Annotated in this window: 16 protein-coding genes and 1 tRNA gene; 7 read left to right on the forward strand and 10 right to left on the reverse strand. The window is 53.5% G+C overall.

What is annotated here, in order from left to right; translation table 11 throughout:
* Nucleotides 1-85: 85 nt before the first annotated feature.
* A complete protein-coding gene (locus L0666_RS06445; protein ID WP_235259476.1) occupies nucleotides 86-3,178 on the forward strand; it encodes a valine--tRNA ligase in 3,093 nt (1,030 codons plus the stop codon).
* A gap of 16 nt (nucleotides 3,179-3,194) precedes the next feature.
* Here L0666_RS06445 and L0666_RS06450 read toward each other — a convergent pair whose 3' ends face one another.
* Nucleotides 3,195-3,359 carry a Tat pathway signal protein gene (locus L0666_RS06450; RefSeq protein WP_235259477.1) on the reverse strand — a complete coding sequence of 55 codons (165 nt, stop codon included), beginning with the start codon at nucleotides 3,357-3,359 and terminating at the stop codon, nucleotides 3,195-3,197.
* 75 nt (nucleotides 3,360-3,434) lie between these two features.
* Between L0666_RS06450 and L0666_RS06455 the strand changes: the two genes are divergently transcribed.
* Entirely contained in the window at nucleotides 3,435-4,571 is a 1,137-nt protein-coding gene (locus tag L0666_RS06455; protein ID WP_235259478.1) for a pyridoxal phosphate-dependent aminotransferase, read from the forward strand.
* Between the two features lie 175 nt (nucleotides 4,572-4,746).
* On the opposite strand, the gene L0666_RS06460 is transcribed toward L0666_RS06455, so the two are convergent.
* Nucleotides 4,747-5,982, reverse strand: a complete 1,236-nt coding sequence (locus tag L0666_RS06460; protein WP_235259479.1) for a pyridoxal-phosphate-dependent aminotransferase family protein — start codon at nucleotides 5,980-5,982, stop codon at nucleotides 4,747-4,749.
* Nucleotides 5,983-6,129: 147 nt separating this feature from the next.
* On the opposite strand from L0666_RS06460, the gene L0666_RS06465 reads away from it, so the two are divergent.
* Together L0666_RS06465 and ygfZ are read left to right on the forward strand one after the other, a co-directional pair.
* The gene (locus L0666_RS06465; protein ID WP_235259480.1) at nucleotides 6,130-8,001 is read left to right on the forward strand and encodes an ABC transporter ATP-binding protein; all 1,872 of its coding nucleotides are present in this window, start codon (nucleotides 6,130-6,132) and stop codon (nucleotides 7,999-8,001) included.
* Complete coding sequence (gene ygfZ / locus L0666_RS06470; protein WP_235259481.1) at nucleotides 7,998-8,732, forward strand: CAF17-like 4Fe-4S cluster assembly/insertion protein YgfZ; 735 nt, start codon at nucleotides 7,998-8,000, stop codon at nucleotides 8,730-8,732. The genes L0666_RS06465 and ygfZ overlap by 4 nt, the downstream gene beginning before the upstream one ends.
* 9 nt (nucleotides 8,733-8,741) lie before the next feature.
* Here ygfZ and efp read toward each other — a convergent pair whose 3' ends face one another.
* Nucleotides 8,742-9,305, reverse strand: coding sequence for an elongation factor P (gene efp, locus L0666_RS06475; protein WP_216036251.1), 564 nt, complete (start codon nucleotides 9,303-9,305; stop codon nucleotides 8,742-8,744).
* Between the two features lie 224 nt (nucleotides 9,306-9,529).
* Between efp and L0666_RS06480 the strand changes: the two genes are divergently transcribed.
* Together L0666_RS06480 and L0666_RS06485 are read left to right on the forward strand one after the other, a co-directional pair.
* On the forward strand, nucleotides 9,530-9,862 hold the full coding sequence (locus tag L0666_RS06480) for a DUF6280 family protein (RefSeq protein ID WP_235259482.1): 333 nt from the start codon (nucleotides 9,530-9,532) through the stop codon (nucleotides 9,860-9,862).
* A gap of 210 nt (nucleotides 9,863-10,072) precedes the next feature.
* Nucleotides 10,073-11,536 (forward strand): cobyric acid synthase, encoded by a 1,464-nt coding sequence (locus L0666_RS06485; RefSeq protein WP_235259483.1) that lies wholly within the window; start codon nucleotides 10,073-10,075, stop codon nucleotides 11,534-11,536.
* Nucleotides 11,537-11,556: 20 nt separating this feature from the next.
* Here the strand turns inward: L0666_RS06485 and L0666_RS06490 are convergent, their stop codons facing one another.
* From L0666_RS06490 to L0666_RS06500, 3 genes are all read right to left on the reverse strand, one after another.
* Nucleotides 11,557-12,570, reverse strand: a complete 1,014-nt coding sequence (locus tag L0666_RS06490; RefSeq protein ID WP_235259484.1) for a hypothetical protein — start codon at nucleotides 12,568-12,570, stop codon at nucleotides 11,557-11,559.
* A 146-nt stretch (nucleotides 12,571-12,716) separates the two neighbouring features.
* A complete protein-coding gene (locus L0666_RS06495) occupies nucleotides 12,717-14,081 on the reverse strand; it encodes a TolC family outer membrane protein (protein ID WP_235259485.1) in 1,365 nt (454 codons plus the stop codon).
* Nucleotides 14,082-14,148: 67 nt separating this feature from the next.
* Entirely contained in the window at nucleotides 14,149-14,802 is a 654-nt protein-coding gene (locus L0666_RS06500) for a protein-L-isoaspartate O-methyltransferase family protein (protein WP_235259486.1), read from the reverse strand.
* Nucleotides 14,803-14,974: 172 nt separating this feature from the next.
* On the opposite strand from L0666_RS06500, the gene L0666_RS06505 reads away from it, so the two are divergent.
* Nucleotides 14,975-15,048 (forward strand) — tRNA-Cys (locus L0666_RS06505).
* A gap of 61 nt (nucleotides 15,049-15,109) precedes the next feature.
* On the opposite strand, the gene L0666_RS06510 is transcribed toward L0666_RS06505, so the two are convergent.
* From L0666_RS06510 to L0666_RS06525, 4 genes are all read right to left on the reverse strand, one after another.
* On the reverse strand, nucleotides 15,110-16,126 hold the full coding sequence (locus L0666_RS06510) for a tyrosine-type recombinase/integrase (RefSeq protein ID WP_235259487.1): 1,017 nt from the start codon (nucleotides 16,124-16,126) through the stop codon (nucleotides 15,110-15,112).
* Complete coding sequence (locus L0666_RS06515) at nucleotides 16,113-16,286, reverse strand: hypothetical protein (protein WP_235259488.1); 174 nt, start codon at nucleotides 16,284-16,286, stop codon at nucleotides 16,113-16,115. Before L0666_RS06515 ends, L0666_RS06510 begins: the two co-directional genes overlap by 14 nt.
* Nucleotides 16,287-17,213: 927 nt before the next feature.
* The gene (locus L0666_RS06520) at nucleotides 17,214-18,110 is read right to left on the reverse strand and encodes a hypothetical protein (RefSeq protein WP_235259489.1); all 897 of its coding nucleotides are present in this window, start codon (nucleotides 18,108-18,110) and stop codon (nucleotides 17,214-17,216) included.
* Nucleotides 18,111-18,113: 3 nt separating this feature from the next.
* Nucleotides 18,114-19,142 (reverse strand): hypothetical protein, encoded by a 1,029-nt coding sequence (locus L0666_RS06525; protein ID WP_235259490.1) that lies wholly within the window; start codon nucleotides 19,140-19,142, stop codon nucleotides 18,114-18,116.
* Nucleotides 19,143-19,965 lie beyond the last annotated feature (823 nt).

The raw sequence follows: 19,965 nt of genomic DNA on the forward strand, positions 1-19,965 counted from the left end.
AATTTCTTGGTTTCCGCCCGCTGCCGCTTTCCCTTTCCGTCCCCTTTGGCTATTTCATGCCCAACTTGATGAAAGGCACACCCCCATGCCCATGGAAAAGAAATTTGACGCTCACGAGGCCGAGGCCCGTATCACCGACCGCTGGCTGTCCGCTGACGCCTTTAAGGCTGGTGCTAATGCCAAACGTGATGACACTTATTGTGTGATGATCCCCCCGCCTAACGTCACTGGCGTTTTGCACATGGGCCATGCCTTCAACAACACGCTTCAAGACATCCTTGTGCGCTGGCACCGGATGCGCGGGTTCGACACCCTTTGGCAGCCGGGAACGGACCACGCGGGCATCGCCACGCAAATGGTTGTGGAACGTAAGCTTGCCGAAAACGGTGAACCCAAACGCACCGAATTGGGGCGTGAAAAATTCCTAGAAAAGGTCTGGGAATGGAAGGGTGAATCCGGCGGTCAGATCATCAATCAGCTGAAACGTCTTGGCGCATCCTGCGATTGGTCCCGCGAAGCGTTCACCATGTCTGGCGCGCCCGGTGCCCCTGCCGATGCGCAAGGCAACTTCCACGACGCGGTCATCAAAGTCTTTGTTGAGATGTACAACAAAGGCCTGATCTATCGCGGCAAACGTCTGGTCAACTGGGACCCGCATTTCGAAACAGCGATCTCTGATCTCGAAGTCGAAAACATCGAAGTCGACGGCCACATGTGGCACTTCAAATATCCTCTCGCGGGTGGGGCGACCTACACCTACGAAGAGAAAGATGAAGACGGAAACGTAATACTTAGCGAAACACGTAACTATATCTCAATCGCGACGACGCGCCCTGAAACCATGCTTGGTGACGGCGCGGTTGCGGTGAACCCAAGGGATGAACGTTACGCGCCAATCATCGGAAAACTATGTGAAATTCCGGTTGGCCCGAAAGAGTCCCGTCGTCTCATCCCGATCATCACCGATGACTATCCAGATATGGAATTCGGTTCTGGTGCGGTGAAAATCACCGGTGCGCACGACTTCAACGACTACATGGTCGCCAAGCGCGGCGGCATCCCGATGTACTCCCTGATGGACACCAAAGGTGCCATGCGCGCCGATGGGAAGCCCTACGTTGAAGAAGCAGCCACAGCCCAAGCCATCGCCAACGGCGAACAGGAATTCGACGAAGCGATGATCGCTGCAATGAACCTTGTGCCCGATGCTTACCGCGGCCTCGACCGGTTTGAGGCTCGTGAAAAAGTCATCGCAGACATCACCGCCGAAGGCCTCGCCGTCATGCACGACGTGACCCGCACGGTGAAGAACGACGACGGCGAAAAGGTCGACGTGACCGAGACCGTCCCGATGGTCGAGAACAAGAAAATCATGCAGCCGTTTGGTGACCGTTCCAAGGTCGTCATCGAACCCATGCTCACGGACCAATGGTTCGTTGAAACCGACAAAATCGTCGGCCCTGCCCTCGATGCCGTTCGCGATGGCACAGTTAAGATTTTGCCAGAGTCTGGCGAGAAAACATATTACCACTGGCTGGAAAACATCGAACCATGGTGCATCTCCCGCCAGCTCTGGTGGGGTCACCAAATTCCGGTTTGGTATGGGCCGAAACTGGATTCCTTGAAAGACGATAGAGAACTCGCAGCGGAGCTTGCTCGGCTTTCAGAAGGAAAAGCGCCCAAAGAGAAAATTGCATTCTGCGCATCTTCTTACGATGAAGCACGGGCGATAGCTCAAGAATACTATGTCGGTGTACTTGCTCCAATGGGTGTCCAAGCGATCATTCCCGCTTCAGTGGTTGCGATGGAAGAAAGGGTCTTTAAAGATTCACATGGGCAATGGTTCCACCTGGATCGCGACCCCGACGTCCTCGACACATGGTTCTCCTCCGGCCTCTGGCCCATCGGCACCCTCGGCTGGCCCGAGCAAACCGAGGAACTGGCGAAATACTTCCCAACATCCGATCTGATCACCGGACAGGACATTCTGTTCTTCTGGGTCGCTCGGATGATGATGATGCAGCTCGCCGTCGTCGACGACATCCCCTTCGACACCATCTACCTCCACGGCCTCGTGCGCGATGCCAAGGGTAAGAAGATGTCGAAATCCACGGGCAACGTCATCGACCCGCTCGACATCATCGACGAATACGGTGCCGACGCGCTGCGCTTTACAAACGCCGCCATGGCGTCCCTTGGCGGTGCGCTAAAGCTCGATACGCAACGCATCGCGGGGTATCGAAATTTCGGAACCAAACTCTGGAATGCCTGCCGTTTTGCCGAAATGAACGGGGCCTTCGGGGCAGATCGCGCCCATACCGGACCCATATCGGACCCATACCCGACCCATATCACGCAATCCGTGAACAAATGGATCATCGGAGAGACCGCGACGGCACTGGCAGACGTCAACGCCGCGCTTGATACTTACCGTTTCAACGACGCTGCCGACACGCTGTACAAATTCGTTTGGGGCAAGGTTTGTGACTGGTACGTAGAGCTGTCCAAGCCATTGTTGATGGACGGATCGGACGAAGAAAAGCAGGAAACTCAACAGGTTATGAATTGGGTCTTGAACCAGTGCCTGATCCTGATGCATCCGATCATGCCGTTCATCACCGAAGAACTATGGGCGCTGGATGGGAACACCAACCTCCTCGTTCATCAGGACTGGCCCGAATATGGCGCTGATCTGATTGACAAAAATGCCGACGCCGAGATGTCATGGGTGATCCAGATCATCGAAAACATTCGCTCAACTCGCGCGCAGATGAACGTGCCTGCAGGCCTTTACGTGCCGTTGATTCAGACAGAAGCTGATGACGCCGCAAAAGCCGCTTGGGCGGGCAATGAAGCCCTGATCAAACGTCTTGCGCGGGTTGATAGCCTGACTGTTGGTGCGGCCCCTAAGGGGTCCATGATGGTTGGAACCAAGGGCGCGACCTTTGCGCTGCCATTGGCCGACATCATCGACGTGGACGCAGAAAAAGCGCGTATCACCAAGTCTTTGGGCAAAGTTGAAAAAGAGGCTGGCGGTTTGCGCGGGCGCTTGGGCAACCCCAAGTTTGCCGAAAACGCAACTGTTGAAGTGGTCGAGGAAGCTAAGGCAAACCTCGCTTTGCGCGAAGAAGAAATCGCGCAGCTGTCCGCCGCTTTGGCCCAGCTCAACGAAATCTAACTGGGGGGGGTGGTTCCTAGCGAACCACCCGTTCCACCGCACGCATCATGCCGAGCGATTTGTCGTAGACCAGCGTCAGAATGCGGCGGCCAGAAACGCTCCGCGCGAGTGGCGCAACGCCACGTACGCTTAGGGCTGCGCCCGATGTGGCAAGAAATCCGCGTCGTGTAAGTTTAGGCATAATTAATCTCCTGAATTATAGGTGGTCGTTGCGTTAACTCTTTTCAAAGGGGAACAGACGGACCAAACTCCCCCCATGTCCAAGACCTCAGAAAATGACCCGCGCCTGACCCCTCTTGCCGCTCGCCTTCCGGCGACGGTTCCCTTTGTCGGACCGGAAGCGCAGGAACGCGCTGCGGGTGTTCCCTTCAAAGCCCGCCTTGGTGCGAACGAAAACGCATTTGGGGCATCTCCTGAAGCGGTCCGTGCCATGCGAATGGCCGCCAAAGAGACGTGGATGTATGGCGACCCCGAAAGCCACGATCTACGCAATGCGTTGGCCGTAAAACATGGCGTTGCCGTGGACGAGATCGTGGTCGGGGCCGGCATTGACGGATTGCTCGACAGCCTTGTGCGCCTCACCGTGACCGAAGGTACGCCCGTCGTGACGAGCGCTGGCGCCTATCCGACGTTCAATTATCACGTGACGGGCTATGGTGGGGTGATCCACACCGTCAACTACACAGCTGATCACGAGGACCCCGATCACTTGGTCGCAAAGGCCCGTGAGGTAGGCGCAAAACTGATTTATTTATCTAACCCAGACAACCCGATGGGAACGTGGCACACCGCCGGAACTCTCAAGCAGATGATCCAAAGTCTCCCCGAAGGCTGTCTCTTGGTGCTGGATGAAGCCTATGTTGAACTCGGGCCCGACGGGATCGCGCCGCCAATCAACACGGCCGATGAACGCGTCATTCGCTTGCGAACCTTTTCAAAAGCATACGGTATGGCGGGCGCGCGGGTCGGTTATGCTATCGGCCCCAAACGGCTGATCGCGGCCTTTAATCGCGTGCGCAACCACTTTGGCATGAGCCGCGTCAGCCAAGCTGGTGCATTGGCCGCTTTGGAAGACGAAGATTGGCTTGAAAAAATGCGCGCAAAGGTCTCGCAAGCCCGCGAGACGCTTTATCAAATCGCCCAGGATAATGATTTGAAGGCGGTGCCGTCGGCGACCAATTTTGTGGCAATCGATTGCGGCGATGACGGTGATTTCGCACGTACTGTACTTGCGTCGCTGATCGAACAGGGCGTTTTCGTCCGTATGCCATTCGTCGCACCCCAAGATCGCTGTATCAGAGTGTCGTGTGGGCCGAACAAGGACCTGAAGCTGTTCGCCAAGGCGCTTCCTAAGGCGTTAGCCGCCGCGAAAGACAGCACACAAAAGGTTTAAGTGATTTCCCAACCCACCGCGCTAAGATGAAGTACCATCTAGCCGGAGGATCAAAATGAGCCGCCCAATTCAACGCGTCGAAAACTACACCAACGCCTTTTTGGTAACGGCGGGAGTGACGCTCTTTATGGCGTTTTTTACCCTTGCCGCGATTAAAGGCATTGTTTGGGTTATGCTATCCGCAGCATTTCTCGACGGGCTTATCCGTATTCGCGCGGCTCGTATCAGCGCCAGCTAGGTCGGCCAAAACAGCGGATGCGGCCTCGAGAGCGCCTTTGCCGTGAGGAATGCCCAGCGCCTTTAGCCCCGCATCAATGGTCCCCAAAAAACCCATAACCATGTGACCATTTACGTGGCCCATGTGACCCAATCGGAAATACGCGCTTGCGGGTGCACGGCCTAGACCGATCCCCAAAGTCACGCCCATCTTGTTTTCGCACCATTCCCGCAAGGCATCGCCCTGCCCTTCGCCCAACTTTACAGACGTCACTGCGCGAGACCGTTGCGACGGTTCAGCGACATTGATTTCAAGCGGGCCATCTGCCCCCCACGCATCAGCTGCCGCCCAAATCGCACGCGCCAAGCCTTCGTGGCGGGCCCACACATTTGAAAGGCCTTCTTCTTTGATCATATCGAGGGCCTCGCGCAGCCCATAGATGTGGTGCGTAGGCGCGGTACCATTAAAGTACTGATAGTATTCCTCTGCGGAGGTGCGCGGCCGCCAGTCCCAATAGCGGGACACGCGTTTCATGTCGCCCCGCACAGCGTCGGCTTTGCCATTAAACCAGACGAACCCAATTCCTGGCGGCGTCATCAAGCCCTTCTGGCTTGCGGCGACGGCAATATCGACACCCCAATCATCCATGTGAAATTCGTCACAGCCCATGGATGCGATGCAATCCACCATGAACAACGCGTCATGCCCCGCCGCATCAATTGCGCCACGTATTCCTTTGATATCATTTAAAACGCCTGTGGATGTATCCACCAAAACCGTCATGACGGCTTTGATCTTACCTTCGTTATCCGCCTTCAATGCGGCTTCGACCTGCGCAGGATCAACTGCGTTGCTCATACCAAAGTCGATCGTTTCTACATTCGCGCCAAGCCCGTCCGCCATTTCGCCCCAGCCAACGCAAAAACGACCCGTCGCAAGAACAAGAACAGTATCGCCTTCGCCAATCACGTTGGACAAAGCCGCCTCCCAGACGCCATGCCCGTTCCCGATATAAATAGCGACATCGTGTCTAGTCCCGGCAACGGCTTTTAGATCAGGGATCAAACCGTGCGTGATGTCGTGCAATTCACCCGTGTAAATATTCGGCGCTGCCCGATGCATCGCGCGCATCACACGGTCGGGCATTACGGAAGGTCCTGGAATGGCAAGATAGGGCAGACCATTGGCAAACATGCGATACGTCCTTAACTGTGAGAAATGAGGTGTCTTTAGGGCGACACTATCCTCACCGCAGGCCGCGTCAATGCTCGTTATTGTGCCAAACCTTCCCCCCCTTAACGAATGCGCGTAAACCGAACGAAACAAGGCGACGGAACCAAGATGACCGACATACCTTCAAACCAAGAACGCACCAGTAAGGCCATGTTTGGCTGGTTGTGGAACGGCTACCTGAAAAAGCAGGCAGGATGGCTTATCTTTGCGACGGTCTTGATGATGTTCGAGGGCGCAACGTTTGGCTCTCTGAGCTATATGATGCAGCCTATGTTCGACAACGTGTTCGTTGGCGGTGAACGCAGCAGTATTTGGATCGTTGGACTTTTGATCTTTGCGATCTTTGCAGCACGGGCAGTGACCGCCTTGGCGCAGCGTGTGATCATGAAATACGTGTCTGAAAAATGCGCGGCCGAGATGCGCGGTGACCTAATGAACCACCTGATGCGGCTGGATTCATCGTTTCATCAATCCCATCCCCCAGGACAATTAATCGAACGGGTGCAAGGCGACGTGCAGGCCTTGGGAACCGTTTGGACCAGCTTGCTGACAGGGCTTGCGCGTGATCTTGTCGCTGTGACCGGTCTATTTCTTGTGGCCGCGATGATTGACTGGCGTTGGATGTTGATCGCGTTGATCGGCATGCCGATTGTTGTGTTGCCGTCTTTTGGCCTGCAAACCTTCGTGCGCCGCAAAGCATTAGCCGCCCGCAAGGTATCAGGCGATATGTCGACGCGCCTTGATGAAGTCTTTCATGGGATTTCCCAGATCAAACTGAACAGCATGGAAACGTACCAGTCCAAACGCTACGAGGGCCTAATCCGCCGTCGTATCAGCACGGAAACCGAAGCCGCTGCAGGGCAAGGACTGATGTCCAGTACTGTCGACATCATGGCGGGCTTGGGGTTTCTTGCAGTGATCATCTACGGCGGCTCTGAAATCATTGACGGCGAGAAAACCGTCGGGGAATTCATGGCGTTCTTTACGGCGATGGCAATCGCGTTTGATCCGCTGCGCAGGCTGGCCAAGATTGCGGGCCTCTGGCAGGCCGCAGCTGCCGCGATTGACCGTTTGCTTGATCTGTTCGATGAACAACCAACGTTGCTGTCACCTACCTCTCCCGAAGCCGCGCCGACGGATGCTCCCAAAGTCACGTTCGACAATGTTTCCCTTAGCTATGGCGACTTGCCAGTTTTGAACGGAGCAAGCTTTGTCGCAGAAGCCGGGCAAACCACGGCATTGGTCGGCGCATCGGGTGCTGGCAAAAGCACGCTGTTCAATGTGCTAACACGTCTCGTTGAACCGCAATCGGGCGCGGTGACATTGAACGGATCTTCGATTGATGCGCTGGCACTGACGGATTTGCGCGGGATGGTTTCGACGGTGTCTCAGGACGCAGCCCTGTTTGATGAAACCCTGCGCGACAATATCCTGCTTGGCCGCGAAGACATCAGCGATGACGCACTAAAGGCAACGTTGTCTGACGCCCATGTCATGGATTTTCTCGACAAACTTCCAGCTGGCTTGGACAGCCCCGCAGGTCCACGTGGGTCCAACCTGTCGGGCGGACAGCGTCAACGCGTCGCAATTGCGCGCGCGCTGTTGCGAGATACGCCGATCCTGCTTCTTGACGAAGCCACAAGTGCGCTTGATACGAAATCTGAATCCATCGTTCAGGGGGCGTTGGACCGCCTCGCAAAGGGCCGCACAACGCTGGTTATCGCCCACCGTCTGTCGACGATCCAGAACGCCCATAAGATTGTCGTTCTCGACAAAGGTGCCGTCGTTGACCAAGGCACGCACACAGAATTGCTTGCGCGTGGTGGACTTTATGCTGATCTGTATCGACTACAATTTCGGGACGGCAAACAGGTTGTGGACGGCACAAACCGTCCAGCCCATGTTCCAACCTCTCAACCTGCAACACGCACCAAAGGGACTTGGCTGACACGCCTTTTCCGACGTGGAGAACCACAATGACAAACGATCGCAGCCTCATCCGTCTGTCCGGACAAGACAGCCGTGACTTCCTACAGGGTTTGATCACCAATGATGTCGCCAAGACATCAGACGGTTTGGTTTATGCGGCGTTGCTGTCCCCGCAGGGTAAATACATCGCGGACTTTTTTGTGCTCGCAGATGGGGACGCCTTGGTGTTGGATGTGGCCTCGTCCCATGCTGCCAACTTAGCGCAAAGGTTGGCAATGTATCGCCTTCGCGCCAAAGTCGACATTGCAGAAAGCCCCAAAGTTGTGTCGCGCGGCACGGGCCCTGCCCCCGACGGCGCCTTTATTGATCCCCGTGATCCAAACATGGGATGGCGGGCCTATGGCACCGAAGACATCAGTGACGATACAAACTGGGATTCCTTACGCGTGGCCCACGTTATCCCCGAAACAGGGATCGAACTGACGCCTGACACATATATTCTTGAAACTGGGTTCGAGCGCCTAAATGGCATCGATTTCCGCAAAGGCTGCTACGTCGGGCAGGAGATCGCCGCACGTATGAAACACAAGACCGAGCTGAAAAAAGGGCTGGTTCAAGTTGAGATTGAAGGGGTGGCCCCTGTCGGCACCGAGATTACATCAAATGGTAAATCTGTTGGCACGCTATTCACCCAGAGCGGAAATCGCGCGCTTGCGCATCTTCGGTTTGGCCGTGCCACCGATGAGATGCAGGCAAGCACAGCCACGCTGCGCCTGCCCTAGTCGACGCACTTAGGCGCGTTCGACGTATTCCATTGTTTCCGTGCTTACGATGATGTCTTCGTCCTGACCAACGAAAGGCGGCACCATAACGCGTACACCATTATCAAGGATGGCAGGCTTGAAAGAGTTCGCAGCCGTCTGACCTTTGACCACTGGCTCGGTCTCAACAATCTTGCAGGTCACTTTTTGCGGCAGTTGCATGTTCAAGGCTTCTGCTTCGTGGAACTCTACAACCGCGATCATCCCGTCCTGTAAGAAGGGACGACGTTCGCCCAAAAGTTCTGCAGGAAGTTCGATCTGTTCGTAGGTCTCGGTGTCCATGAACGTCAGCATTCCGTCTGTTTCGTATAGGAATTGTTGATCTTTTTGTTCCAGACGGACCTTCTCGACCTTATCGGCGGACCGGAAGCGTTCGTTCAGTTTTGACCCATTGCGAAGGTTGCGCATTTCGACTTGTGCGAATGCGCCGCCCTTACCGGGTTTCACATGATCCGTTTTCACTGCGACCCAAAGGCCACCATTATGTTCCAGCACGTTACCGATGCGGATTTCATTGCCGTTGATTTTTACCATGGGCCAAATGTGTCCAAATAATGTCAAAAGGTTGAAGGAAGGTTGACGCGCCCTATATCTTGGGTTGAGACCCCGTGCAAGCCAACCAAATACTGTTCACGAAATGGGAGAGGTATGCAATAAGTGCATATCTGCTATTCCAAATTAAGAACCCCGAATCGGATAAGAATAGGCATATTGCCTCCTACGCCTGATACAAGACTAAAAACAAAGAAGGATCCAATATGCGTGATTTCGTCGACGGCACAGCGTTTAACAATGAACAAGGCAATCGCGCGCGGAAACTCTTCGCTGCTGTGGTACTTGCTGCATTGGATGACGCAATTGCAGACGACAAGAAATACGGCAACGGCCCCGAACAGATCGCCCGCTGGGCGCGCTCTCGTGATGGCCGCGAAGTATTGTCCTGCGCAGGCATCGATCCCAACGAACGTGTTGTGACAGGTCTGATGGACTTTGTCGGCAAAGGCGTACGTACATCCGTGGCTCTGTCACGTGAAGAAAGCGAACGTCGCGCAGTGGCTGAAGCCGCTGAAATGGAAACTCGCGCCGCTTAAACACTTAGATATTTTAGACTGCCATAGAACGCGACCCTCTGCTCGGGGTCGCGTTTTTCTTTTGCCCAGACTGGGGCGCAAGAGTTGCGACTTGAACAAGGCCTGTTTCTCACTCCACGGCACCATAAAATCAAAGATCAGAGGCGCTGTGGCGCTCATAGGTCTTCCCTCGGGCGGCATGGCTGCTAGGTAAGACCGTGGAGGGTTCTCATGGCCAAGGCAATCATGATCCAAGGTGCAGGCTCCAATGTGGGGAAATCCATGTTGGTGGCAGGGCTGTGTCGCGCGGCAGTGCGACGCGGACTGTCCGTTGCTCCGTTCAAGCCGCAAAACATGTCAAACAATGCCGCCGTAACGTTGGATGGCGGTGAGATCGGCCGCGCACAGGCCCTACAAGCCCGTGCATCGCAATTGGACCCGCATACGGACATGAACCCCGTCCTTCTTAAGCCCGAGACCGACATTGGCGCGCAGGTGATCGTTCAGGGGCAGCGGTTCGCCACGATGAAGGCCCGCGAATACGGGAGCCGCAAGTCAGAACTGATACCAAAAGTTGTGGAAAGCTACCGCAGGCTTGCCGCAGACCATGATCTTATCCTGATTGAAGGTGCGGGTTCGCCGGCCGAGGTTAATCTTCGGGCGGGCGACATCGCCAATATGGGGTTTGCGGAAGCCGCCGACTGTCCTGTGGTCTTAGTTGGCGATATCGACCGTGGCGGGGTCATTGCGCAGCTGGTTGGCACCGATGTGATCCTGCCCCCAGAAGACCGATCCCGCATCAAAGCCTTTGCGATTAATAAGTTCCGCGGTGATCCGACGCTGTTTGCTGACGGTCTGACAGCGATAGCCGACCACACGGGTTGGATATCCTTGGGCATCGTTCCTTGGTTTGACGACGCATGGAAGCTTCCTGCTGAGGATGTGATGGATGTCGCGACACGCAAAGGCGGTGCAATCAAAGTTGCTGTTCCTCGTTTAAACCGGATCGCTAATTTTGATGATCTTGATCCGCTAGCTGCCCAGCCGGACGTCACGGTTGAAATCATCGAGGCCGGTCGCCCCCTGCCCGCGGATGCAGACCTCGTGTTGATCCCCGGATCAAAGTCCACGATCGCCGATCTTGCGCACTTCAGGTCCCAAGGGTGGGATATCGACTTGAACGCGCACGTAAGGCGGGGTGGCCATGTATTGGGCATCTGTGGCGGGTATCAGATGCTAGGACAACAAATAGCAGACCCGGACGGAATCGAGGGGGAAGCGACGACAGTCGAAGGCTTGGGCTTACTGGACGTCATGACCACCATGACGGCACAAAAGCGTGTCGCATTAAGCGATGCGCACTATGACGCGACAGGAGACGCTCTGACGGGCTACGAGATCCATCTAGGGGCGACGACAGGTCCTGACATGGAAAACAGCTGGTTAACCCTAAATGGGCGTCCCGAAGGCGCGGCCAGCGACAATGGTCGTGTAAAGGGCTGCTATTTACATGGATTGTTCGCCGCTGACGGATTTCGCTCCGCTTTTATGGCGGCAGTCGGCGTCCCCATTCAAACAATGTCTTATGACGCTGGGGTGGAAACGACCCTAGATGCGCTAGCTGCACACCTTGAGGCCTGCCTAGACGTGGACCGACTATTTGACTTGGCCGAGGATGTCCCAAAAGGACCGTAAAGTGCGAGCGACACCCGTTGTTAGTCGAATTCTTGGCTCGACAACACGCGGTAAATCTCGCGACGGACCAGTTTGCGCACGTTTCGAGTGATGCGTTCGCCCAAAGGCCCTGTCAGTTCTTCGCGTACAACATCGGACACCAAATCGCGCAATGCTTCTTCGTCCAGCGCCACACCACCTGCTTCGAGAAGACCATCAAGATCATCGTCCGCATAAACGTCAGCCTCGGCACGTGCGTCCGTTTGCGGATTTTTCGGCGGGCTGTCATCGCTGGCGGCATCAATCTTGGGCTCGTCAGCGACAATACCGGCGTCATCAGGTGATAGGTCGTCAACGGCCTTGTGGTGGAAATCCATAACCGTTTCATCGTCATGACCGCTGTCGATATCGTTTGCATCTACGGTCTCGGCGATTTCGGCATCTCTGATCTGTTCGGCAGATCGCGCGATCGTCCCCGGCCACGCAATCGTTTCAGCCATATGTTCGCTAACATCAATCTCACTGCCGTCTGGCTCGTAATCGTCTTCACCACTGCTTATTGCGGCCTCTAGCTCGGCGATGGTTGCCACCAACTCAGAGCGATCAGGTGTCTCGACTGCAATATGAACACCGTTGTCACCGTCGTCTTCGAAATCACCCATGTCAGGCTCAGGTGCATCCCAAACCATGTCTGTTAATTCTAACGGGGCAACATCGTCGTCATCATGTGCACTGTCTACAGTTTGATCCGTCTGATCGCCTTCAACTTCTTCTACAGCCGCAACTTGATCTTCATCATTATCATCTTCGGATGCATTTGATTGCTCAGTACCGCCAGCAACAAGGAAGGCTGGCGTCAAAACCAGTTTTCCAGGACGCGCGGCGCTATCCGATTCGGTAGATTTGACGTCCGCAGACGGAACCGTTGGAACTTCTTCGAGTTCCGCTGCAATCGGGGCAGTGTCACGCGTACGCGCCTTATCTCCATCACTCACCAGACGGCGGATAGACGTTAAGACATCCTCGATTTCTACGTTGGTTACCGGTTCGGACATTGCTTATCCTGCGTTTGTACTACTGTTGCCTCAGCGGTGACTTTAACCTGACACCGTGTTTCAAACAACAGATAGTCGGGATTTGAGGCACTAATCCTTACCCCACGCCCGGAGCGCTTAACCACAGGATTTAGCTTACAGGTTGCTTAGTCGCCGATAGATTGCAGCACACGATCCAAAGCCTGCCCCTGACGGGAGTGCGTCGCTGGCGCTTCTCGTACGAGGTTGTAGTAGGCTGCTGGGTCGTAGGACTGAACACCAAGGTTTAAGTGACTGGCTGTCAAAAGCCCCATCGTGGCCAACACGCGATAGCTTGCGACCACCTCATCCGCTTGGGCCGAAATCTGACTGGCTTGGGCATCAAGCAATTCCTGTTCAGCGTTCAAGACATCAAGTGTCGTACGTGCACCAAGCGTTGCTTCTTCACGAACGCCGCGGAAAGCGGTGCGGGACGCTGTGATTTGCAGCCCCGCAGCTTCGCGGCTCGCGCGAGCGACGCGCAGGATAGCATAAGCGTTGCCCACGTTCTGATTCACCGCCTGCGTTGTCACAAGAAGGCCGGAACGCGCTGCATCACGGCGTGCTTGGGCCTGCCGGATCAAGGATTGCAATTGGCCGCCTTGGTAGATCGTACCGCCATACGTAAGGCTGAGACGGCGTGTTACGTCTCCGTCTTCATCAAGGGATACGCCTCCGCCCAAAGTCAAATCCGGCTGCAAGCCCGCTTGAGCACGACGAATATTAAGTTCAGCCGAAGCAACACCATGCTGCGCCCCAATCACATCAGGGTGGTGACGCATGGCAAAAGCCCGTGCGGCTTCAATATTGGATTCAACGCTTGCTGGGCTAACAACATCAAGACGTCCCGGTGCGCGCCCTACGGCTGCGCGAAATTCTTCATTCGCCTGTGCGAGATCCCCTTCCGCGGCAGCCAATAGACTTTGAGCGGCAGCCAAACGTGCCTCAGCAAGGGACACATCGGTGCGTGTCACTTCACCAACGTCAAACCGGTCCCGTGCAGCACGCAATTCTTGGTTGATCACCCCAACATTGCTGCGTCTCAATGCAAGAAATTCAGAAGCACGGCGTACTTGCATATAAGCCTCAACGGCGCGGAAAAGAATCTCCTGTTCAACCTGAACAAGCCCTTCTCGTGTCTGCAACACCAGCTCTTTTTGCGATTCTGTAGCCAGCGCACTGGCTCCGCCATCGGCAAGCAGCAAGCTCATTGAAATAGATGCAGACGCTGTAATGTCGTCGGACAGGCTGCTGGAACCCGACTCCGTCGCGGAATAAACCGCCTGCGTTTGCCAAGTGACGATTGGCCGTAGCGCGGCCAAAGACTGTGCAACGTCTTCATCAGCCGCCCGCAACAACGCACGATTCTGATCGAGAAGCCCTGAATTGTGGTACGAATCCCGCAAGGCATCGGCCAAGCTTTCTGCACGCGCAGGAGAGACCAGAGTGACGCTCAAGAGGCAAATGGCGGTGATTAGTCTGATAGCTGGCATTTCAACGGTCCTTCGATGCTCTCGCAACTATTTATGGGGTTGTTAAATGGCGGCAGCCACCACGTTCTCAGAACGCGAAAGCTGCTACTTTTTCAAAGCCGGACAGGACCGGTGCAGTCGCATTGAATGCCATGCGCCAATTCATTGCTCCATCAATTTTACGCCCGACACGGACCACGCCCAATGCACCTTCTGCAAAGATCGCAACGATGCGGCCGCCTTCTTTGATTTGTGACGTAAGATCGTCAGGAATTTCTTCAACAGCGCCCTGCAACAGAATCAGATCATACGGACCATTCTTGGCAGCCCCTTGCGCAAGCGGCCCCGCAAATACAGCAGCGTTGTCCACGCCATGGGACGACAAGTTTTGCTGAGCTTCTTCTGCGCGGGCTTCATCATCTTCGACGGCTACGACAAATTCCGCCATATGGGCCAGAACCGCAGTCGAATACCCCAAACCACAGCCCAAATCGAGAACCACATCGGTTTTTTGCACGTCTGCAGCATCGAGAATCTTAGCCAAAGTTCGCGGTTCAAGCAAAACGCGCCCCTCACCAAGGTCGATATTCTCGCCAATATAAGCGGCATCGCGCAACGCGTCCGGCACGTACTCTTCACGCGGTACGTCCAACAACGCATCGATGATCGGGAATTTGGTTACATCTGAAGGACGCACTTGCGTATCCACCATCAATGTTCTGCGATTTTGAAAGTCAGTCACGAGCTAAACTCTTTCGTTCAGTATCTGTTGCCCCAACATGCCACACCCCCCGAGGCGGAGCAACGGCCATTGCACACAAACAACCATTGCGCACAACAGTAACGTCGTTGATGTAAAACGGGCTATTGAACCCACCGGACAACGCGGCTAAACGACCACTCAGACCACAGGCGGCGAGTTGGCGGAGTGGTTACGCAGCGGATTGCAAATCCGTGTACACCGGTTCGATTCCGGTACTCGCCTCCATTTACTTTCAATGACTTAGAAAAATTTCGGTAAATGCGCGTCGCGTGCTCTAAACAAATGTCTAAACATTCTGTTTTTGTTCTGTTCGCTTTTGCTGCGCTTGGATAGCACGAATTTTCTGGCGAACCTTCTTTGTGTAGTGCTGCACCATCGCAGGGCTTTGGCCTGTGACTGCCGCCACAAGGTCATCGCCACACCCTGCTTCGACAAGTTCGCAGGCCGCATTGTAGCGCCATGAGTGGATATCGAAGTCCAACGCGCCGACGCTTTCCCTGACCTTGCGCACGGCCTGAGACGCACCCCGATAGGACCAACGGTTTGTACCGCGTTCGTTTGTTAGGATGAAAACTGAATGGCGGCTGGCGGCGTCCAAGGCTGTCTGTAGTTCTGGCAGGATCGGAACCCAGAGTTCCTTTGCCGTCTTATTCTGACGAATAACAAACCCGCCATCTTGAATATCGCCCCAGCGCATTTCCAGCACGTCACCAATGCGCTGGCCAGTGCCGACGCACAGCTCCATCACAAGGCGTTCTCTGGTGCCGATGGGGCAGCGGGTGCGGTAAGCTTCCAAAAGCTCATGAGGCCAAGGCTCACGAGCTTTTTTGTCAGTTTTGATTTCTTGCACACCTTTGGCCGGATTATATTCCGACCACCCCAGATCGACGCAATGTTCCATGAGAACACGCAGAACGCGGAGCGAGTAGTTGGCAAAGTATGGTTTGTCTGCGTTTGCGTCTCGAAGCCTGATGACGTCCTTGCGCTGCATCTTTGCGGGATTGGCATCCCCCATGATGGATTTGAAAAAACTCAGATACTTGTCGTAGTCCAGCGCCGTCCGAGGTTTAAGCCGCCGGTAACGCGGCGACTTATGATAGTGGTCGATCAGCGAAGAAAAGTTGCGGGACGACACAAACTTCGACTTAGGTTTGATAGCGCCGTTAAGTATATCGGAATACTCGGCCCAAAACTCGGGTGAGCCAAACTCGTTTTTGATCTTATAGGAGGGCCAGCCACGGCGCTGAAAATACAACCCATTCTTTTGGCGGTAGATGTGTTTTGGAAGCTCACGTTTTGCCATGTCGCATGTCGATCCTATCAAATTCATCGCGATCATCACCTCTAAGAAGCTCGATCTCAATACGTCGCCCGTCGATGACCACACGGCTGACCGCCCTGCCCGCGTTCTCAAAGGCGTCGAGCATCTGTAAAGCACGTTGCTCAGGCTTAATCGCGGGCATGATCACGCCCCCAAATAATAATATTCATTTTTTGCCCGGTAGAAGCTGATTGCAGGACACTTCTCCCTATCAAACACTGTTGTTCTAGCCTTGAAGTATGGCGCCCTGTCGCAGTGCTCTGAACCAAGTGAAATTTCCGCAAGGTTGAGTCTAGTAACGGAAAATTCGATTTGCTGATACTTGACGGGCAAGCCCTCAAGTCGTTGGTAGCCTCCACGTCCACAGTTCATCCCTTTCACTTTTGTTCGCGCGCCAAATGAGGCGAATGGGGAGCACCCCATGCAAACCGTTCTGAGGGTGAGTTAGGACATTAGAAGTACCTTTCGCAAATCGCAGATCACGGACGCGACCACTAAATGGATAAGAGCATCTGCAACAAATGAAACATATCGTTACAGATCGTGGCCCCATTGAATGGATCTAGAGTGCTGGATGGAGTGGGCATTTGAAAAAATGGGGGATCGACGTGTTATAGCTGATCGCGACCACTAAAAAGATATACTGTCAAGATAGTGTAAGCTCCCTGCCCCAACATCATTATCGAATGAGGTTGGGGCAGGACATCGCGAGAGTACGAGCGCACCCCTTTCTAAGGGGTGCTAGGCTCTCCTAACAAATTGAATGCCTCCGGCATCCAGCGCATCGCCAACAGCGACAGTCAACAAGGCCCGCTCCCAGAACTTGCTTAGAAGGGCGCAGAAACGGCACCTAGAGCGCCGTCGCACCTTGCGGCGAGGGGGCACCGACCAGCGGCACGACTTAAAGCTCTGAGCTATGCTCTAAACAGGTTCACGTTCATTCGGGCGAAAAGCAGACCTGCGTTGCTACTGCACTACTCATTGACCCCAATTGAGCTATCCCAAAACTGGGATGTGAAAGATCGGTAAGACGGCTTAGTTTGGGTCGCAAGCTGTCAAAAAAGCAGATTCAAACGTATCGGGACGCTTCAGCTTTCATAATTTCCGTCAGCACTAAGCTGAACCAGTACAAACCAGGATCAATCAGAATTGAACAAATAGTGTTTGATCCCTGCATGCCGTCAAGTTTGAAGTTTTCATTCGAAATTGCATTGTGGAAAAGTCGATTTCGACAAGACACCATGAAGCTGGAAACAGATTTGAATTCTATTGAAACCCCATCATTCGGGCTTGCAAACCCCGTATGAGAAATGTTTGCGTTCGATAAAACGAAGCTATCAAGTTGCGATCTCAGGTGTGCTCGGGCAGACGCGTCAAATTCATCAAATGAATAGTCAATCGACAGGTCGGAAAAAGAACCACTTTTAGATATTTCTTCTGAAAAATATCTAAGGATAGATAAATCTTGATCTCTCTCGTTCTTTGAAAGTGACTTGATAAATCTGACGGCATCACGAAAATCGGCGACTTTGGTGGCATAGATCAAAGGCAAAGCGACGGAGACAAGTTCAAAGACACGATAGAGGTGCAAGAAAGCCTCGACGTGCCTATGCTTCTTTTTTGCAGATAAGCAAAAGCATATCTCAGTTTTTAGCTCTTCCCAGAAGGCTCGGTTGGTGCTTGCTGACCTTGTTAAGTAAGTTCCAGCGTCTATGGCGCTTAAGTCTCCATCAAATGCCAATTCGACAATCTTTTCAGTTGTATTTCCTGAGAGCCGCCGAGATTTCTGTGAGAGGTAGCAAAACCTGTGCTTAACAATCTTACTGCTGGGTTTATGCTCTACGTCCAGCGACCCAGTAAGCAATCTTAAACATTCAAAAACTGGGACACCATTGCTGCGTACTCCAAATGGACTTGCAAAAGTTCCCGCAGGCAGCGGCTCCAAGAGTCTAAAAGTCGAGGGCATACACTACTCTGAAATTGTCTGTTCAAAAAATGCAGCTTCGATTTCTCCAACCGACGCTTCAGCGTAGGTATCTATGCTTGAAACGAAAAAGTAGGAAAGTTCGCGTCTTATCTTTCCAACATTGACCTTTGAGGGGTTGATGGCGTCAAATGCTTGATCGAACTTTGCTATAACCTGAGCAAAGTCATCGGGCTCAATATTTCTGAGGGCCGCCAAAGATTGTTTTGCGCCAACTGTAAAGCCGATAAGGTTATTCCCCAGCCGCAACCATGTTCTTACTTCGGCTTGCGTAGAAAGTCTTCCCACCTCCTCAAGAATGGCCGAGAAACTAACATCTTCGTCAGTTAGGCTCGATTCCATAACCCGCCCAACTAATATGTCATTAAGTTTAGATTCGATTATTTTCTTATTTTGGTTGTTAACGTTATTAGTCAAATAGGCTGTGTAAGCTTCGATAATATCAGACTTTTTGAATGCTCCAGAGACCTTGATGTTCTCAGTCTCTTTTTCTGTTAGAATCGGAAAATTTACGCCTGAAATATCGATAGCTCCGCCAGTGAGCATCTCAATTTGGTGCCGCGCCGTCATCGGCTTCTGACCGTTGTTGAGCGTTATCATTCGATAGAGCAGCAGGTCATATTTCTTTGCAATGATGACGTTAATATGAATTGGGCGATTGACATCGAACGACAAATCTTCTGACGCATCATGAAGAGTATTCAAGCGCTGCATACCGTCAAGAATATAACCTTCTTTAATATTCTCGTTTATGAATTTCTGGGCCTGCGATGTACTTAAGTCCTTCGTTGAATCTTGGCTCACGAACGCAAGTGTAATCGGCGGCATAATACACCCAGATAGGATGTCTGACTTCAGTCTGGAGTAGAAGCCTTTTGACTGAAGTTTACGCTGTTCGCCAAATCGGTTCAGTAGTGGGTACAGTTCATCTAAAGCAAACGAATAGTTCGCCTTACCAATTGCGACAATGCTATTGATTACATTGTCACGGTCAGTGCTGAAGACTTCTATCACATCGTCACCCTTATTCTATTCTCTGCCTACTTGGTATTGTTACACAGGCACGTTGCCGAGCATATGGCGGGGAGCCTCATTTCACCAGGCACATCATGGGTGTTTGAACCAAAGAAATTTGGGCATCGGCCAATCCTTGATTGAAGAGGGTCACTGCACATCATGTCAGAGGTCGATCGATGTCCGCTTTGGGCCGTTGGCAGCGGTGTGCCTACACCTGTGAAGCTGGACTTGCCGCAATGAAGCGAAGTTCAGCTTCGAGCCTATTTTGGCGAATACTGCGTTGTGGTTGGATGCCTGCAATGCGCAAGCCAGCAGGGAACTTCATAATCCGACTGCAGCCGCGACCACATCAAATCGCTGAATGATGTAATCTAGGCAGAGCATAATTGCCGCCAAGCCGGTGGCATTAGCAGCCGTAGAATTTCTAGTTGCACCACGGGCTGCTCGCAGAGCTAATAGTGCCGCGACACCAGTCGATACTACGACCAGAATAGTGATAATAATCTTAGCGAATTCCATAACTTATCGTCCCATTTTGTATCTGTTTTTTAAAAATCAATTTGGCATGAGGATAGAACCGGCACCAGCATTAAAACGCGCATACACAATTTCGAGCTTCGCGTTCTACAATGAGTGAACCAATCCACCGCATCAAAGAACCACCGTTTTGGGGCCGAATGACCAAATCGGACATTGGGCGCTTGCACCGAAGGTCTGAAAGGCCCCGCATTGCAGTCCTTGGTCTCCCATAGGTGCCGAACGACCGCTTCAGAGAAGCTGCGGCGCAGCGTCGGACCAACTCACGAACGACAGATTTGGG

Origin of the sequence: Octadecabacter algicola (assembly GCF_021532625.1) — a bacterium.
In the GTDB taxonomy this organism is placed as follows: Bacteria; Pseudomonadota; Alphaproteobacteria; order Rhodobacterales; family Rhodobacteraceae; genus Octadecabacter; species Octadecabacter algicola.

What these genes read in the sequence shown, in the direction of transcription:
- L0666_RS06450 (WP_235259477.1), bottom strand. Translation starts at nt 3,359, where the DNA reads ATGCCTAAACTTACACGACGCGGATTTCTTGCCACATCGGGCGCAGCC.
- L0666_RS06490 (WP_235259484.1), bottom strand. Translation starts at nt 12,570, where the DNA reads ATGTCCGAACCGGTAACCAACGTAGAAATCGAGGATGTCTTAACGTCT.
- L0666_RS06510 (WP_235259487.1), bottom strand. Translation starts at nt 16,126, where the DNA reads ATGGCAAAACGTGAGCTTCCAAAACACATCTACCGCCAAAAGAATGGG.
- L0666_RS06445 (WP_235259476.1), top strand. Translation starts at nt 86, where the DNA reads ATGCCCATGGAAAAGAAATTTGACGCTCACGAGGCCGAGGCCCGTATC.
- L0666_RS06495 (WP_235259485.1), bottom strand. Translation starts at nt 14,081, where the DNA reads ATGCCAGCTATCAGACTAATCACCGCCATTTGCCTCTTGAGCGTCACT.
- L0666_RS06485 (WP_235259483.1), top strand. Translation starts at nt 10,073, where the DNA reads ATGGCCAAGGCAATCATGATCCAAGGTGCAGGCTCCAATGTGGGGAAA.
- efp (WP_216036251.1), bottom strand. Translation starts at nt 9,305, where the DNA reads ATGGTAAAAATCAACGGCAATGAAATCCGCATCGGTAACGTGCTGGAA.
- L0666_RS06460 (WP_235259479.1), bottom strand. Translation starts at nt 5,982, where the DNA reads ATGTTTGCCAATGGTCTGCCCTATCTTGCCATTCCAGGACCTTCCGTA.
- L0666_RS06515 (WP_235259488.1), bottom strand. Translation starts at nt 16,286, where the DNA reads ATGCCCGCGATTAAGCCTGAGCAACGTGCTTTACAGATGCTCGACGCC.
- L0666_RS06520 (WP_235259489.1), bottom strand. Translation starts at nt 18,110, where the DNA reads ATGCCCTCGACTTTTAGACTCTTGGAGCCGCTGCCTGCGGGAACTTTT.
- L0666_RS06465 (WP_235259480.1), top strand. Translation starts at nt 6,130, where the DNA reads ATGACCGACATACCTTCAAACCAAGAACGCACCAGTAAGGCCATGTTT.
- L0666_RS06455 (WP_235259478.1), top strand. Translation starts at nt 3,435, where the DNA reads ATGTCCAAGACCTCAGAAAATGACCCGCGCCTGACCCCTCTTGCCGCT.
- ygfZ (WP_235259481.1), top strand. Translation starts at nt 7,998, where the DNA reads ATGACAAACGATCGCAGCCTCATCCGTCTGTCCGGACAAGACAGCCGT.
- L0666_RS06480 (WP_235259482.1), top strand. Translation starts at nt 9,530, where the DNA reads ATGCGTGATTTCGTCGACGGCACAGCGTTTAACAATGAACAAGGCAAT.